Annotated in this window: 14 protein-coding genes; 7 read left to right on the top strand and 7 right to left on the bottom strand. The window is 73.3% G+C overall.

Annotated elements, in window-relative coordinates:
- Positions 1 to 140: 140 nt before the first annotated feature.
- The 5 genes from Aru02nite_RS29250 to Aru02nite_RS29230 form a co-directional block, all read right to left on the bottom strand.
- Complete coding sequence (locus tag Aru02nite_RS29250) at positions 141 to 2,249, bottom strand: hypothetical protein (protein WP_203663096.1); 2,109 nt, start codon at positions 2,247 to 2,249, stop codon at positions 141 to 143.
- Positions 2,249 to 2,575, bottom strand: coding sequence for a PadR family transcriptional regulator (locus Aru02nite_RS29245; protein WP_203663094.1), 327 nt, complete (start codon positions 2,573 to 2,575; stop codon positions 2,249 to 2,251). The genes Aru02nite_RS29250 and Aru02nite_RS29245 overlap by 1 nt, the downstream gene beginning before the upstream one ends.
- Positions 2,576 to 2,669: 94 nt before the next feature.
- A complete protein-coding gene (locus Aru02nite_RS29240) occupies positions 2,670 to 3,446 on the bottom strand; it encodes a DUF899 family protein (RefSeq protein WP_203663092.1) in 777 nt (258 codons plus the stop codon).
- 1,669 nt (positions 3,447 to 5,115) lie between these two features.
- On the bottom strand, positions 5,116 to 5,730 hold the full coding sequence (locus Aru02nite_RS29235; protein ID WP_203663090.1) for a VOC family protein: 615 nt from the start codon (positions 5,728 to 5,730) through the stop codon (positions 5,116 to 5,118).
- Positions 5,731 to 5,790: 60 nt separating this feature from the next.
- Entirely contained in the window at positions 5,791 to 6,906 is a 1,116-nt protein-coding gene (locus tag Aru02nite_RS29230; protein ID WP_203663088.1) for a cytochrome P450, read from the bottom strand.
- Between the two features lie 77 nt (positions 6,907 to 6,983).
- Here Aru02nite_RS29230 and Aru02nite_RS29225 point away from each other — a divergent pair, with 77 nt between their 5' ends.
- From Aru02nite_RS29225 to Aru02nite_RS29200, 6 genes are all read left to right on the top strand, one after another.
- Complete coding sequence (locus Aru02nite_RS29225) at positions 6,984 to 7,421, top strand: MarR family winged helix-turn-helix transcriptional regulator (RefSeq protein ID WP_203663086.1); 438 nt, start codon at positions 6,984 to 6,986, stop codon at positions 7,419 to 7,421.
- A 43-nt stretch (positions 7,422 to 7,464) separates the two neighbouring features.
- A complete protein-coding gene (locus Aru02nite_RS29220) occupies positions 7,465 to 8,535 on the top strand; it encodes a DmpA family aminopeptidase (RefSeq protein ID WP_203663084.1) in 1,071 nt (356 codons plus the stop codon).
- Positions 8,536 to 8,620: 85 nt separating this feature from the next.
- Positions 8,621 to 9,493 (top strand): DUF1266 domain-containing protein, encoded by an 873-nt coding sequence (locus Aru02nite_RS29215; protein ID WP_203663082.1) that lies wholly within the window; start codon positions 8,621 to 8,623, stop codon positions 9,491 to 9,493.
- A 248-nt stretch (positions 9,494 to 9,741) separates the two neighbouring features.
- Complete coding sequence (locus tag Aru02nite_RS29210; RefSeq protein WP_203663080.1) at positions 9,742 to 11,082, top strand: FAD-binding oxidoreductase; 1,341 nt, start codon at positions 9,742 to 9,744, stop codon at positions 11,080 to 11,082.
- 117 nt (positions 11,083 to 11,199) lie between these two features.
- Positions 11,200 to 12,432, top strand: coding sequence for a cytochrome P450 (locus Aru02nite_RS29205; RefSeq protein ID WP_239077024.1), 1,233 nt, complete (start codon positions 11,200 to 11,202; stop codon positions 12,430 to 12,432).
- Positions 12,423 to 12,905, top strand: a complete 483-nt coding sequence (locus tag Aru02nite_RS29200) for a GNAT family N-acetyltransferase (protein WP_203663078.1) — start codon at positions 12,423 to 12,425, stop codon at positions 12,903 to 12,905. Before Aru02nite_RS29205 ends, Aru02nite_RS29200 begins: the two co-directional genes overlap by 10 nt.
- Before the next feature lie 218 nt (positions 12,906 to 13,123).
- On the opposite strand, the gene Aru02nite_RS29195 is transcribed toward Aru02nite_RS29200, so the two are convergent.
- Together Aru02nite_RS29195 and Aru02nite_RS29190 are read right to left on the bottom strand one after the other, a co-directional pair.
- Complete coding sequence (locus Aru02nite_RS29195) at positions 13,124 to 13,471, bottom strand: type II toxin-antitoxin system PemK/MazF family toxin (protein ID WP_203663076.1); 348 nt, start codon at positions 13,469 to 13,471, stop codon at positions 13,124 to 13,126.
- Positions 13,468 to 13,728: a hypothetical protein gene (locus Aru02nite_RS29190; protein WP_203663074.1), complete on the bottom strand. Its 261-nt coding sequence runs from the start codon at positions 13,726 to 13,728 to the stop codon at positions 13,468 to 13,470. The genes Aru02nite_RS29195 and Aru02nite_RS29190 overlap by 4 nt, the downstream gene beginning before the upstream one ends.
- Before the next feature lie 107 nt (positions 13,729 to 13,835).
- Here Aru02nite_RS29190 and Aru02nite_RS29185 point away from each other — a divergent pair, with 107 nt between their 5' ends.
- The gene (locus Aru02nite_RS29185; protein WP_203663072.1) at positions 13,836 to 15,245 is read left to right on the top strand and encodes an RNA ligase family protein; all 1,410 of its coding nucleotides are present in this window, start codon (positions 13,836 to 13,838) and stop codon (positions 15,243 to 15,245) included.
- The last annotated feature ends 18 nt before the right edge of the window (positions 15,246 to 15,263 follow it).

Below are 15,263 nucleotides of genomic sequence, written 5' to 3'. Positions count from 1 at the left end.
GATGGCCCGCGTTCGGTGAGCCCTGTCCGGACCTGGCCGACCGGTACGCGCGGCGCCCCGTACCGTCCACAGTGGACTCACGAGTGGCCTCGCCGGTCCTCCGGGAGCGGGTCGCGATCGGCCCGGTGGAGCCGCCGGGGTCAGTCCGCGACCAGCGACCCGGTCCGCTCCGCCCCCGTCGACTCCTGACCGGGTACCGATCCGGGCGCCGGGATCGCCGCTGTCGCAACGGATTCGGGCGCCGGACCGGTTGCGGGTGACGGACCGGTTGCCGGCGACGGGCCGTTTGCGGGCGGCGGGCCGGTGACGGCGGTCGGGCCCCGTCGCGGTGCCGCGGGGCGGTTCGGTCGCTGGAACAGGGCGACGAGCCCGGCGGCCAGGCCGACGGCCACCACCCCGATGCCGACGGCCATCGGTACCGCGTCGTAGTCAAGGCCGGTACGGGACGGCACGATCGCGTCCATGATCAGCGACGTGTACACGCCGATCGTGATGCACACGGGGCCGGCCGGCAGCGCGGCGAACGCGATACCGACGCGCAGCCTCCGGCTCCGCCGACCCGGGTACGCCAGCATCGCGACGAGGACCGCGACGAGCGGCGCGAGGTGCGGAACCCATTGCAGCCACGCGCCGGGCCGGGCGGTGAGCAGCGCGAGACCACCAGCGAACAGCACGCCGACCGGCACGTACGCGATGCGGGCGGCAAGCCCGGGGTGTGGGGTGCGGGCGAGCCCGAGGCAGTACCCGGCGAGCCCGCCGAGCCCGGCGCCGAGCAGCACGGTCAGCGCGACCATCGTCGAGGTGGGGGCCAGGTCGGTGTCGGAGAAGACCGGCGGTACCAGCGTGCACGCCGCCGCGGCGATGGCGACGACGGCCGGGGTCCACCGGCCGTACGTCCGGTCGGGCCGCGCGACCAGCCGGGTCACGGCGCCCGCGGCGGTGGCGCACAGTACGACGGTGGACACGGCCACCGTTGCGGCGATTCCCGTCGGCGGCCCGGTACGCCCGAGTGCGATGTCGGCGGCCAGCAGCGCCGGTGCGGTGAGCAGCGCGGGCCAGGCCGGTCCGGCCCGGCGCAGCGCGACGACCAGGCCGGCGGCGGTCAGCAGTACGGCGAGGTGGCGCAGGTCGAGGGTGAAGACGAGAAGGACGCTGTCACCGCCCTTCCCGGCCGCGGTCAGCCGGTCGGCGGGCGGCGTCATCCGGGTGACGAGACCGAGCCACGCCACCGCGCCGACCGCGGCGAACACCCACCCCAGCCCCCGGTACCGCGGGCCGGCGGGCCACGCGACCCGTTCCACCGGCGCGCTCCGCGGTACTGCGAGGCGCGAGCGGGCGGCGGACGTCGCGTAGCCCAGCCCGTACGCGGCGGCGGCAACGAGCATCAGCGGCAGGTACCAGCCGGCGGCGGTCAGATGTTCCGACACGTACCGGTGCGTGTCGCCGGGCAGCGGCAGGATCTGCGCGCTGTCGACGAGCAGGTCGGGTACCCACAGCGGCAGGGACCGGACCGCGCCGGGTACGCGGAGCAGGTGGGGCGCGACGGTGACGGTGATGCCGAGCCAGGTCGCGACGAGAGCGGCGAGTACCGACCAGGTCGTGGCGAGCCGCCGCCGTCCGGCGTGCAGCGTCCGCAACACCACCGGTACGGCGAGCGCGACGAGTACCGCCCAGAGCGTCAGCCCGCCGACCGGGCCGGCGACGCCGTTCACGGCATGCTGGACGATCACCCATGGCACGGTGCCGACCAGCAGCATCACCACCGTGACCACCGCCGCGACCGTCGTCGAGTACGGGCCGGAGGGCGCGGTGGACAGCGGCAGCCGGCGGCCGGTCGCGCGGCCGGCGACGAGCAGCAGCACCATCAGCGCGAGGGTCATCGCGATGCGCAGCCCGAAGCCGACGAACACCAGCCAGAAGTGCGGATCGTGCGGGTCGCTGGTGACGATCGGCAGGTCCGCGAGCCGCAGCGCGGCACCGCCGGCGACCACCACGACGCTCGGTACGAGCAGGAGGACCAGCAGCGGCGCGGCGAGGCGGACCGACCACCCCGACCGGTCACGGGCGCCCAGCCGCGGCGCGCGACTGCACGCCAGGCTCGCGGCGAATACCAGGCTCTGCCAGCCCGCGTTCGGCGCGCCGCGCAGCTCGGCCAGTTCCCCGAGCCACTCCTCGTACGGGTCGGGGCGGCCGGCGGCGACCCAGCGGTCGGCGGCGAACCGCAGCAGGCGTCCGGTGAGGCCGCCCATCACGCGAGCCCCGTCGCCGGCCGGCCGGGTACGCCGAGCGCGCGGTGCAGCGCGGCCAGCTCGCGGCGCGCGGCGACGACGCCGTCGGCGGTGAGCCGGTAGTAGCGGCGGGGCGGGCGGCCGGTGCTCTGCGCGGCGGTGGCCTCCTCCCATTCGGCGTCGACCCAGCCGGCGTCCTGCAGCCGGGCGAGGACGGGGTAGAGGGTGCCGCTCGGGTGCCCGGTGGCGCGCATCAGTTCCAGCCCGTACCGCGCGGTGTCGGGCTCGGCCAGGAACGCCGCGAGCACCGTGGCCACCGCGGCCGTGATTCTCGGTTCCCTACTCATGCCGGAACTCTACATAGGTCAGCCCATGCCGGCAACACCCCGGGTGAGCCGAGGTGCCGCCGGTGCTGGACCCCTTGCGTACCAAGGGAAAGGGTCAGGAACAGGCGCAGTCGTGGTGTGGCGCCGGGGTCGCCGACGAGTGCAGCGCGTCGTCGCGGCCGGCGGTGATGCGCGACCACTGCGCCGTCGGCCGGCCGTCCGTACGCCACACGTCGCGGGCACCCGCGCCGAAGCCCTGCGGCCAGCCCTCGGGCGAGTCCTCCCACGTCTCCTGCCGGCCGTACACGGTGCGGTCCAGCAGGCCGTGCGTCGGCGACATGGCCGCCTCGTAGCCACGGATCGTCGTCGCGTACGTCTCGTACACCCGGTCGGCGTCCCGCAGGTAGCTCGCCAGCAGGAAGAACGGCCGGCCCGCCAGCAACTCGTCCGCGCAGTCGCACACCGAGTACCACGGGACGTCCCACCCCATGAAGTCCCGGTACCGCAGGCTCTCGTCGAGCGGCCCCTGGCAGAACGTCGCGTACGTGACGTCGCGCGAGTGCAGGTACGACAGCTCCCGCACCTGGCTGTTGAAGAACGTGCACCCCTCGCACTGCTCGGCCGCGGGCAGCCCGTCGAACCACATGTGGAAGTACGCGACGAGCTGCCGGCGGCCCTCGAACACGTCCAGCAGCGACACCGGCCCGTCCGGCCCCGCCAGCGTGACCGACCCGTCCACCGGCACCATCGGCAGCCGCCGCCGGGCCGCCGCGATCGCGTCGCTCTCCCGGGTGTGCGCCTTCTCCCGTACCCGCAGGCGGTCGATCTCGGCCTGCCACGTCGCCCGGTCCACCACCGTGGGCAGTGCCGGCGCCGCGTCCTTCTCCGTCATGGCGATCTCCGTCCGATGTAGCAACCACTCGGTTGCCACACTATGGCAACCGTACGGTTGCGTCAATGCTCGATGGCGACCCGGCATGCCATCACGCGCGAAAACCGTTGCGGCACAAGCATTTCCCCTCGGTACGGGGAGGGGCGGATCGGTGCGCTTGGGTGGCGGGCCGCTTCGAGGTTATGGGTAGCGGAGTGCCGAAACGTCCTCATGGGTGGCTGGTGACCGGACGCTCGCGTGGCGATGCGGGGGCGCTGATGATCTTGGCGCCACTGCCGATGATCTTGGTGCGCCTATCGATTGTCCAATTGTCGCCTTGTTCAACAAGGGAACAGTTGAACAATCTGGGCCGCTGACACGCCGACACGCCGACACGCCGAGACGTTCAGCCTGGGCAGTCCGGAGTCCGGGCGGGCCTCGGCGCGACCCCGGAGGCGACGACCTCCGTCCGGCAACGGTTCGTACCTGAAATGTGCACCGGGAACGGGCCTCCGGAAAGGCGCCAACGTCAGCCGCCTTCCGGAACGGGCCAACGTCAGCGCCTCTCCGAGACGAGGCAACGCAGCGGCCTTCGGAGGGTGCCGCGGGGCGTACGCGATGACGGCGACGTAGATGGCCGCGCCGTCAGGTCTCGGCGGTCCGGCCGGAACTTGTCGACGGCCAACGGCGAAGGCCCGTGCGGCGACGGCTCGTGCGGCGACGGCTCGTGCGGCGCTGGCCTGGGTGCGGTGGGCCTCCGGGTGTGATGACCCCGGACACGATGGAGCCCGGGGTTCGCCGGTGAACGCCACCCCCCAGAGACGTTCCGTCGGCGAACTCGCCCGGGCTTCCAGCAGAGCCACTTCTGGTGAACCACCAGCAGGCTCAGCTCGGAAGCTAACCGAGCGTTCAGAGGACGACAAGAGTCGGCATGTGTGAACAGTAGTGTGTGCATGACATTGCGTGACGTTGACGGGTGTGGTTGTGGTCGGTCGGGCTCCCCGCTGTCCGCTTCACCGGCCGGCGCGGACCCCGCCGGTCACGTTTCGTTACCTTCGAAGATCACTCCGACGGGTGACCGTGGCGGGCCGGCGCGAGCGTACGACCGGCGGGTTCACTCGTCCGAGGGGTCGCCTGCACCCGATCGGGTGTCGTAACTTAGCGCCGGAGTCGTGCTTCGATGTGTAACCCCCTGACACATCGGCCCGGCGGGAACCCCCCTCGCCCGACTCCGTGGCGTGACGGCCCGGTGGTCCCCCCTGCCGGGCCGTCCTGCGCCACCACAAACCGCCAGCGTCCCAGCGGACCACACCCCGCAAGCGGCCGAACGGGCTGCACTGCGAGCGGCCGAGCGGACAACACTGCCAGCGGCCGAATGGACTGCGTTGCCGAGCGGGCACCACCGCCACCGCCCGAGTGGGCTGCGCCGTCCGCGGCCGAGCGGGCCACGCCGCCGACGGTGAAGCGGACCGTACCGCCAGGGCCCGGGTGGACTGCGTCGTCCGCGGTCGAGCGGACAACACCGTCACTGCCCGAGCGGGACGCCACCTGTCACCGTCCGAGTGGACAACACCGTCGACGCCCATGCGGACCGCACCGTAACGGCCTGAGCGGGCGGCACCGTGACCGCATGAGCGGACGGCACGGCCAGCGCCCGAGCGGCTTGCGGTACGGGGTAGGGGATTCCGGGTCAGGCGGGTGTGGGCTGCCAGTCGAAGCCGTCGGGGTCGGTGAACGCGCCGGCGTCGCCGCCGATCGTGAGCCGGTGCGAGCCGCTGCCGTCGGGCGCGACACCCGCGTCCTTGGCGAGGCCGCGCCGCCCGTACAGGGCGAGCTTGACGGTGCCGGGCGTGGACGCGAACTCGGTGTACTTGCGGCCGAAGCTCTTGGCCACGGTGAGCCCGCGGTCGACGTAGAACCGTTTGCTGGCAACCATGTCCGCGACTCCGAGCAGGAGTACGACGTCGTCGACGCGGCGGGTGGCGGGGCCGGTGTCCTTCTTCTCGGAGGTGGCGATCTTCCAGATCGTGCCGTCGGGTGCCTGGACGACGCCGCCGAAGCCCCAGAAGGACTTGGCGGCGGGTTTCAGTGCGGTCGCGCCGGCGTCGAGGGTGGCGTCGATGAGGGCGGCGGCGGTGGACGGTTGGGACACGACGAGCGACACGGTGAATCCGCGGAAGCCGGTCGTCGGTGTCTCGTCGGCGCGGGTCAGTACCGGGACGGCGCCGTCGAATGCCTTGCGGTAGAAGGATTCCGCGGCCGACGGGTCGGTCACGCCGAGGGTGAGCGATGCGATGGACGTCATGCCGACCACGCTAGGTACGCGGGGGTCGTGGCGGCTTCTCGATTCCTGCCCGATCCGGCGTCACCACCGGACGGGGAGTGCGGCGAGGCCGCCGGTGAGGTGCGTGGTGCGCGCCGGCAGTTCGTCCACCGGTACGGCGAGGCGCAGGCCGGGCAGTCGCCGCGGGAGGGTGGCGAACAGGGTCTGGAGTTCGAGTCGGGCCACGGGCGCGCCGATGCAGTAGTGCGGGCCGTGGCCGAACGTCAGGTGGGTGCCGTCGGTACGGCCGGGGTCGCAGGCAGCCGGCCGGTCGAACGTGTCCGGGTCGAGGTTGGCGTCCTGGAGGTCGAGGACGACGAGGTCGCCGGCGGGGATGGTGGTGCCGTCGACGTCGATGTCCGCGTTGGCCCAGCGGGGCAGGCCGGGGGCTGGCCCGTCCGCCACCGGTACGGGCAGCGGTAGCCGCAGGATCTCCTCGACGGCGCCGGCGATCCGTTCGGGGTCGGCGGCGAGTTCGGGATGTCGGTCGAGCAGGACGACGCCCTTGTCGATGGCGGCGACGGTGGTCTCGTGGCCGGCGAACAGCAGCCCGGCGGCGATCATGGCGGCCCGGTCGGGTGCGAACCGGCCGGTCCCGTCGTCGCTGGCGGCGCCCAGTTCGGAGAGTACGTCGGGGCCGGGTTCGCGCCGCTTGCGCGCCACGATGTCCCGCATGTACGCCCAGAGCGCGGCGAGGCCGTCTAGGGAGCGTTGCCGGTCGGTCATGTCGGCGGCGGCGTCGGACCAGCGGCGGAAGTCGTCGCGGTCGTGGTACGGGACGCCGAGCAGTTCGCAGATCACCAGTACGGGCAGGGGGAAGGAGACGGCCTGGTGGAAGTCGGCGGGCTGGTCCTGCGCGGTGAGTTGGTCGAGGAGGCCGTCGACGAGGTCTTGGACGCGGGGTCGCAGCCGGGCCATTCGTCGCGCGGAGAACGCCGGGGTGAGCAGCCGGCGCAGCTGCACGTGGTCGTCGTGTTCGGTGGGGGAGGCGGGCAGCGCGCGGCCGAAGACCATCGATTCGGAGTACCGGGAGGCGTGGTCGGGGTCGGTGTGTGTGCGGCCGAGCCGCGGGTCGGCGAGCAGCCGGCGGACGGTGCGGTAGCCGGTGACGCGCCAGGCGGGGTCTCCGGCGTACGTGGTGGCGTGGTGGACGGGCATGTGCGCTCCTCGTGCCGGTAACCTTTCCCTGAGGCTAGAACATAGTGAACTGACTTCACAATGAATTGCGGGTACCGATGTCGGATGAGGTGCTGACGGCGTTCGACGCGCTGTTCGAGCTGACGACCCGGCTGGGCGAGTCGATGCGGGCGGACCTCGGCGCGCACGGGCTCAACCCAGCGCGCGCCGAGGTGCTGCTCGTCCTGCACCGGCGCGGCCCCGTCGTCCAGCGCGAACTGAGCCAGATCCTGCGCGTCACCCCGCGGCACGTCACCGGCCTGGTCGACACGCTCGCCGAGCAGGGCTGGGTCGCCCGTACGCCGCACCCGTCCGACCGTCGCGCCGTCCTCGTCGGCCTCACCGACGCCGGTACCGCGCAGGCCACCGAGATGCACCGGCGGCGGGCGGAGGCGGCGCGCGCCTGGCTCGGCGACGTCGATCCCGCCGACCTGACCACCTTCCGTACCGTCCTCGGTCAGGTACTCGACCGGCTCGGGTCGTCCGGCGAGCGGTGACCCGGGGCTCCACTGTGGACGCCGGATCGGGGAGACTGGGGCGATGGGTGGGCGCACGCGGGACCTCGGCGTACCGGTGGGTGGGCTGCCGGCGGGCCGGTACGACGCGATCACCGACGTTCCCGGGGTACTCGTCGGACACGAGACGCTGCTGCGCGGCGACTCCGTGCGTACCGGGGTGACGGTGGTGGTGCCGGGCCCGGGGTCGGTGTTCCACCACAAGTTCCCGGCCGCGGTGGCGGTGCTGAACGCGTTCGGCAAGGCGACCGGGGTGACGCAGATCGGTGAGCTGGGCACGATCGAGACGCCGGTCGCGCTGACGAACTCGCTCGCCGTCGGCTCGGCGTACGAGGGGCTGGTGCGGCACGCGCTGGCCGGGCACGACGACATCGGGGTCACGACGAGCACGGTCAACCCGGTCGTGTTCGAGTGCAACGACGGTTCGCTGAACGACATCCGGGCCCGGACGGTCACGCCGGACCACGTACTCGCGGCGCTGTCCGCGGCCGCGTCGGGACCGGTGGCGGAAGGTCCGGTCGGTGCCGGTACCGGGATGGTCTGTTACGGCTGGCGTGGCGGGATCGGCACCGCGTCCCGGATCGCGCACGGCTACACGGTGGGTGCGTTGCTGTTGACGAACTTCGGGCGGGCGGCGGAGTTGCGGGTCGCGGGTGTCCCCGTCGGTGCCGCGGTACGCCCGCCCGGTGATCCGGTCGAGCGCGGCGCGGGGTCCTGCATCGTCGTGCTGGCAACGGATGCGCCGCTGGACGCGCGCCAGCTCGGGCGGCTGGCGCGGCGGGCCGGCGTCGGGCTGGCCCGTACCGGGAGCGTCATGCAGCACGGCAGCGGGGAGTACGCGCTGGCGTTCGGTACGGCGGAGCGGGTGCCGCACCGGCCGGGCGGGCCGTCGCGCGCGACGACGGTGCTCGCCGAGGACGGCCCGGTACTCGACGGGTTGTTCACCGCGGTCGCCGAGGCCGTCGAGGAGTCCGTGCTGAACGCGCTGTTCGCCGGCACCACGACCACCGGCGTACGCGGGAACGTTGTGGCGGCGCTGCCGGTGGCGGCCGTCGTCGAGCGGGTTCGCGCCGCGTACCGGGCGCTCGGCGACTGACCGCCGGCCGCGACGGTCGACTGTGGACGGTTGCGGGTACTTCTGCCGATGTCCGCGGGCCGCGGGCACGTTAGCGTCGGCGGCTGTGACGGGCCGACGTGACCTGCCGCGGTACGGGTGCACGCCCGGTCGGGCTGACCACCTCGGCCCGCCGCGCCGCGTACCCGGGTCGTTCCGTGAGGAGAAGTGGGTGGGCCTGCTCGGCAAGCTCAGGGGCGTTCTGGCGACCAACTTCCCGGAACTGCCGGACGCGCCCGTGCTCACTCCGTTCCAGGAGCGCGGGTTGGCGCTCGGCGCGGTCTACGCGGTGGAGGGTGCGCTGCCGGTCAACGCGCTGACCGCGGACGTGGATCCGGTGACGGCGATGCGGATCCTGGCCGCGGACTGGGACGTACGGGACACCGCCTCGGCGCGCACCGCGTACGGATACCTGCTGGGCGGCGGGCACCGCACCCGGTACGACTGCGTGCGCAACCACCTCAACGTACCGGGGGAGTTGAGCCATTCGGTGGAGCGCGCGGTGACCGAGCGCGCGGTCCGCGAGCTGCCGGCGGTCGCGTCGCGGCACGGGCAGCGGTCGGAGGAGGCGCTGCACTGGTTCCGGCACGCGTGGCCGCACCGTACGGTGCTGGTGCAGGGCACGTCGCGGACGATTCCGGAGTCCGTCGCCGGCTGGGACGCCGCCCGCGTGGTCCACATCAGCCGGTACTTCCTGGACGCCGGGTACGTGCGGCCCGACGAGGCGTGGACGGCGATCGGCGAGGCGGTGACGCTGGCCCGCTCGTACCACGGGTCGTGGGAGTCGTTCGAGGCCGGATTCCTTGCCGGGCGGGCGTTCTGGCAGTTGGGCAGCGGGTTCGAGATCGGCGAGATCGTGCGTGACCAGCTGGGTTTCCTGAAGGCCGGCCGGCTGCTGCGGACCCGGCAGGACAGCCCGTGGGCGCGCATCGCGTGGTGACGTACCGCCGCTGAGCGGGGCAACCCGGGCGCGGGACGAGAGCTGCATCACGCCCCGGCCTGTCACATCCGGCCGGTCCCGGGAGTCACATGGGTGTACCCGTCCACGACACCAGGGAAGCGCCGCTCCACCTCGCCGCACCGACCCGGATCCGTTGGTACGCCGTGCCGTCGCGCATCGTCCGGCACGGGGTACCGGTGTGCCCGGAGACGGTTGCGGGCGTCCGGTGGCGGTGCGGGAGGAACGTCATGAGTTCAGCACTGGACACGCTGCGCCGCGACTTCGGCGGCGACGTCATCGAACCGGGTGCGGCGGACTACGAGTCGGCCCGCCGTACCGTGCTCGTCTCGGGCAGTCCCGCGGTTGTGTTGCGCCCCAAGGACATCGGGGACGTGCAGGCCGCCGTACGGTTCGCCGGCACCGCCGGGCTTCCGCTGTCGGTACGCGGCGGGGGGCACGGGTTCCCCGGCCACGGCACCAACGACGACGGTGTCGTCATCGACCTCGGCGCGCTGTCGGAGGTCTCGATCCTCGACGCGGACGGCGGTCTCGTCCGGGTCGGCGGCGGCGCCACCTGGGGTCAGGTCGCGGATGTGTTGTCCCCGCACGGTCTGGGCATCTCGTCCGGTGACACCCGCAGCGTCGGCGTGGGCGGGTTGACGCTGGGCGGCGGGATCGGCTGGAAGGTCCGCCGGTACGGCCTGGCGACCGACAACCTGGTCGCGGCGGAGCTGGTCACCGCCGACGGTACGGTCGTGCGGGCCAGCGAGGCCGAGCATCCCGACCTGTTCTGGGCGGTCCGCGGTGGCGGCGGCAACGTCGGCGTGGTGACCGCGTTCGAGTTCACCGCGCACCGCGCCACCGACGTGTACGCCGGCCGGATCGCTTTCCCCGCAACGGAAGCCGCCACCGTACTCCAGGGTTGGGCGGAGGTGCTGCGGGCTGCGCCGGACGAGCTGACGTCCATTGTGGAGTTCGCGAACCCGTTCGCCGGTGGGCCGTCGGCGCCGGTGGACGTCCGCGTGGTCGTCGACACCGATGATCCCGCGGTCGCCGCCCGGGTACTCGACCCCATCCGCCGGCTCGGCACCGTACTCGACGACGACGTGGCGCGGAAGCCGTCCGCGGACACCCTCGTCGAGGGCATGGTCCCGCCGCCCGGCGTCCGGCTGCTGACCCGGAACGCCTTCGTGGCAACGGATTCGGTGCCCGACGTACTGCGGATCCTGGCCGAGGTCGGCGCCGCGGCCGGCGCACCGTTCCTCGCCGTACGCAGCCTCGGCGGTGCGGTGTCGCGAGTGCCCGCCGACGCCACCGCGTACGCGCACCGGGACGCGGACCTGATGGTCGTGACGACCGTGGCGGGGCCGGCGCCGGTGGTGGAGGCGGCGCGGCCGGGGCTGGCGGCGGTGTGGGAGCGGCTCGCGCCGCACGTGTCCGGGGCGTACGTGAACTTCCTGGACTCGGCGACCGCGGACGACGTCGCCGCGGTCTACCCGCCCGACACCCGCCGCCGGCTCGCCGCGGTCAAGCACCGGTACGACCCGGCGAACCTGTTCGCGCGCAACCACAACGTCCGCCCGGAGTGACCCCGGCGCCCGGCGGCCCCGCGCGGGTCGCCGGGCGTTTGCCGGGGACGGCCGCGGGCGCTACTGTCGCCACATCGAGATGGTGAGAACATCTGATGTGAACATGTGGGAGTGCGTATGAGCCTGGCCGTACCCGAGATCGCGTTGACCGATCCGGAGGTGCACCGCGACCCCTTCACCGTGTACGGCCGGGCCCGTGAGCAGTCGCCCGTCGTCCGGCTGCTGGCGCCCGGGTTCGCGCCGATGTGGGCGCTGACCAGGCACGACGCGATCACTGCGATGCTGACCGACCCGCGGTTCGCGCTCACCGCGGCCAGCTACCAGCGCCCCGACGTCCCCGCCGACTGCCTGCCGTACCTGCGGACGATGCAGGAGATGGAGGGCGCGGAGCACCGGCGGTTGCGGCGGCTGCTGTCCGGCGCGTTCGGTGCGCGGCGGGCGGCGGAGTTCCGGCCGCGGATCGTCCCGCTGGTCGACGCGCTGCTCGACGACGTCGCCGCGCGCGCCGCGGACGGCCCGGTCGACCTGCTCGATCTGTTCGCCCGGCCGCTGCCGATCGACGTGATCAGCGTGCTCGTCGGCGTACCGGAGGCCGACCGTCCACAGTGGAAGGAGTACGGTGCGGCGGTCGCGGCCGGGCACGGTGCCGCGTTCGCGGCGGCGATCCCGCGGATCGTGGCGGACGCCCGCGCGGTGGTGGCACGGCGCCGCGCGGAGCCGGCCGACGACCTGGTCTCGTACCTGCTCGCGGCCGACGACGGGGACGGCGACCGGTTGGCGGAGGCCGAGATCGTGACGCTGGTCTGGCATCTGGTGCTCGCCGGCCAGACCCCGACGAACCTGATCGCGAACGCCGTGCGCGCGCTGTTCGAGCATCCCGACCAGCTCGCCCTGCTGCGCGCCGACGAGGGCCTGCTGCCCGGCGCCGTCGAGGAGCTGACCCGCTGGTGCGGCCCCCAACTCATGAGCATCCCCCGGTACGCGCAGCGCGACGTGACGCTAGCCGGCGTACGGATCGCGGAAGGTGAACCGGTGACGGCGCTGCTCGCTGCGGCGAACCGGGATCCGCGGGTGGTCGACGATCCGGAACGGCTCGACGTCACCCGGCCGGTCGGCGCGTCCGCACATCTCGGGTACGCGCACGGCCCGCACCACTGCCTCGGCGCGCCGCTGGCCCGGGTACAGACTGAGGTGGCGCTGGGCGTGCTGCTGCGCCGGTTCCCGGATCTGGCGCCGGCGGGGGAGGCGCCCCGGGTGCCGGACCCCGGTACGTGGCGGCTGGCCGCGCTGCCGGTCCGGCTCGACGATTCCCTTGTGTACCAACCGAAAGGATGTGATCCGTGGACCTGACGGTACGCGCGGCCGGGGTGCGTGACGTGCCCGCGCTGGTGGAGCTGCGGGTGGCGAACGCCGAGGCACACGTGCTGCTCGACCCGGACACGTACCGGATCCCGGACCGTGCCGCGGTCGCGGACCACTTCGCCGCGGTACTCGCAGGCGGGCGGGACGCCGTGTTCGTCGCGGAGCGCGCCGACGGCCGGGTCGTCGGCATGGTCGAGGTACTGCTCCGCACCGAGCCGCCCGCGCACCAGATCCTGCGGCCCGAGCCGTCGGCCGAGGTGCACACCGTCGTCCTCCCCGACGTACGCGGGGGTGGGGTCGGTGCGGCGCTGCTGGCCGCGGCGCGACGGTGGGCCGCGGACCGGGGCGTGACGTACCTGGGGGCCGGCATCCACCACGCGAACGCCGGTGCGGTGCGCTTCTACACTCGCCACGGCTTCACCACCGCCGGCGTACGGCTGACCAGCCGGCTGGCGCACTGACGTACCGGTGGTGGGACCGCTACCGGTGCGAGGATCCGGTCGCCGCGCGTTCCCTTAGAGGTCCTGGCAGAAAGGCGTCGGATGGCTGGCGAGGCTCAGGGCGGGGCTGCCAAGGCGGAGGTGCAGTCGCATACCGGTGTTGTATGCGACTGTGCCGACAACGTCGGCAGCGTCGTCCTGAGTCCGCCAGGCGCCGACAGTCCTTCTGTTAGGACCTCTCAGGCGTCGACGGTGATCAGCTCGCGAAGCGCTTCGGCGACTGCCTCCCGCTCCGCCGCAGGCAGCGACCCGCAGGCGTGCTGCTTGCGTAGGCGACGGCGGTCGAGCGCCTTGACCTGGTCGCACATCGCGTAGCCGGGCCCGTCGTCGAGGGTGACCTGCGGCTGCCAGGGCAGGCCGCGGTCGGTGTGCGTGCATGGCACCAGGATCACGAGGTTGTTGGGGAGTTGGCAGGCCAGCTCGGTACCCACCACGATGGCGGGTCGCCGGCCGGCCTGCTCACGTCCCAGCTGCGGGTCGAACTGCGCCCACCAGACCTGCCAGGGCTCGACACTGGTGCTGCTCACTCATGCACCTCGACGTCGACCTCGGCCAGCTCGTGCGCCTCCCGCTGGTAGTCGGCCAGCTGGTCGGGGTTGTCCTTGAGCCGGGCGATCGCCTCGTAGGCGCGCTGGCGGAACAGGATGGTGCGCAGCGCGTCGTCCAGCGACGGGGAGCCAAGTTCCCGCTGCCGCTGGGCAAGAGTGTCGCGGGTGGAGCGGCGTACGCGCATCGTCGTGATCTCGTCAGCGGACTTCCGGTCTCGACCCTTCGTAGCAGGCATGCAGCAAAGTATACGCGTACACATGCGTGTGCCTATGCGATCGGCGGCAGGTCTGAGCAGCGTGCGGCCGATCTGTCGTTGTCGTACCCAGGCGCGACGATTGGGGGATGTCCGAGCCCGAGCACCGCGACCACCAGCAGTACGTCCTGGACCTGGTCGACGGCTGGGGGGTCGGCTGGCTCGGCGCGGCCGCGGCGCTGGCCGGAGTGGTCCTGGTGGGTCTGTTCCTGAGCCAGGGCGCCACCGTCGACGAACACGTCACCCTGAACGACTCGCTCCTGCTCGGCACCGCACCGGTACTGTTCCGCGTCACGGCCGGACTCAGCGCCGTGCTGCTCGTCGGCGCGGTACTGGCTTGGGCGCGGCGCTGGTGGCGGCTGCCCGGCCGGATCGGGTACACGGTGGTGGCGCTGGTGGCGTGCACCGCGGTGGCGGCCACGTACAAGCTGCTCTGGTGGGCGGAAACCGTGCGGTGGCAACGGATCCGCCGCACGGAAACCGGTTGCTCGCCGGGTGCTCGTCGGGAACGCTGGCGACCGCCCGGACGGCGGGCGCACCGGACGGAGGTCGGACCCGTGTGGTACCCGAAGATCCCGCAACGGTTCGGCGACGGCGCCCTGCCCGGCGGAGTGTGGGTGGCGGAGGAGAAGGTGCACGGCGCGCACCTCGCGCTGGTCAGCGACGGCCGGACGACCCGGGCAGCCGGGCGGCGCGGACCGTTGGACGAGGACCGCTTCGCCGGGTTCTTCGGCGTGGCAACGATCTGGCCGCAGCTGGCGACCGCGGCGTCGGCGGCGGCGCGCACTGCCGGCACCGACCTCGTCCTGTACGGCGAGCTGGCCGGCGGCCGCTACCCGCACCCGGGCGTACCGGCGGTGGATGGGTCCGAACCGGTGCAGACCGGCGTCTGGTACGCCCCGGGCCTGGTGTGGCTCGCCTTCGACGCCGCCGTACGCACCGGCGACGGGTGGCGGTGGACCGGCCGGGCCGCGCTCGTCGAGCTGACCGCGGCGGTGGGCCTGGCGTGCGTGCCGGCGCTGGGGGAGGGGCCACGGCAGCGGCTGCGCGGATTGCCGATGGACTTCCCGACCCGGGTACCGGCGGCGCTGGGACTGCCGGAGCTGCCCGGGAACCGCGCCGAGGGCTTCGTCGTCAAGCCCGCTTTCGCCTGGCACACCGGCGAACGCGGCCCCCGCCCGGTACTCAAGGTCAAGCACCCCGAGTTCGCCGAGGACGCCCGGTACGCCGGGGCCCGGCCGTACGTGCCGCCGGCCGGTGGGCTGCCGGCGTGGCTGGTGGCGGCGGCGGTGGAGCGGCTCACCCCGCCGCGGGTGGCCGCGGCGCGCAGCAAGCTCGGCCCGGCCACCGCGGCGGACGAGCTGGCCGCCGAGGTGGTCGCCGACCTGCTCGCCGACCTCGACGCCGACCTCGGCGGCCTGCCCGGGCCGGACCGGACACGGCTCGCCGCCGCGCTCACCCCGGCCGCGCGTACCCTGGCGGGTCCTGCCGCGCGCTGACCGCGGATCTGGCTCAGC

Origin of the sequence: Actinocatenispora rupis, from assembly GCF_016861975.1 — a bacterium.
Taxonomy (GTDB): domain Bacteria; phylum Actinomycetota; class Actinomycetes; order Mycobacteriales; family Micromonosporaceae; genus Actinocatenispora; species Actinocatenispora rupis.
Note: the sequence above shows the minus strand (reverse complement) of the source record. Positions and strands in the feature narration are given on the sequence as shown.

Bases quoted from the DNA above. Each gene is read 5' to 3' on its own strand.
- Aru02nite_RS29240 (WP_203663092.1), bottom strand. From the start codon at position 3,446: ATGACGGAGAAGGACGCGGCGCCGGCACTGCCCACGGTGGTGGACCGG.
- Aru02nite_RS29210 (WP_203663080.1), top strand. From the start codon at position 9,742: ATGAGTTCAGCACTGGACACGCTGCGCCGCGACTTCGGCGGCGACGTC.
- Aru02nite_RS29185 (WP_203663072.1), top strand. From the start codon at position 13,836: ATGTCCGAGCCCGAGCACCGCGACCACCAGCAGTACGTCCTGGACCTG.
- Aru02nite_RS29205 (WP_239077024.1), top strand. From the start codon at position 11,200: ATGAGCCTGGCCGTACCCGAGATCGCGTTGACCGATCCGGAGGTGCAC.
- Aru02nite_RS29230 (WP_203663088.1), bottom strand. From the start codon at position 6,906: ATGCCCGTCCACCACGCCACCACGTACGCCGGAGACCCCGCCTGGCGC.
- Aru02nite_RS29225 (WP_203663086.1), top strand. From the start codon at position 6,984: ATGTCGGATGAGGTGCTGACGGCGTTCGACGCGCTGTTCGAGCTGACG.
- Aru02nite_RS29235 (WP_203663090.1), bottom strand. From the start codon at position 5,730: ATGACGTCCATCGCATCGCTCACCCTCGGCGTGACCGACCCGTCGGCC.
- Aru02nite_RS29190 (WP_203663074.1), bottom strand. From the start codon at position 13,728: ATGCCTGCTACGAAGGGTCGAGACCGGAAGTCCGCTGACGAGATCACG.
- Aru02nite_RS29245 (WP_203663094.1), bottom strand. From the start codon at position 2,575: ATGAGTAGGGAACCGAGAATCACGGCCGCGGTGGCCACGGTGCTCGCG.
- Aru02nite_RS29250 (WP_203663096.1), bottom strand. From the start codon at position 2,249: ATGGGCGGCCTCACCGGACGCCTGCTGCGGTTCGCCGCCGACCGCTGG.
- Aru02nite_RS29220 (WP_203663084.1), top strand. From the start codon at position 7,465: ATGGGTGGGCGCACGCGGGACCTCGGCGTACCGGTGGGTGGGCTGCCG.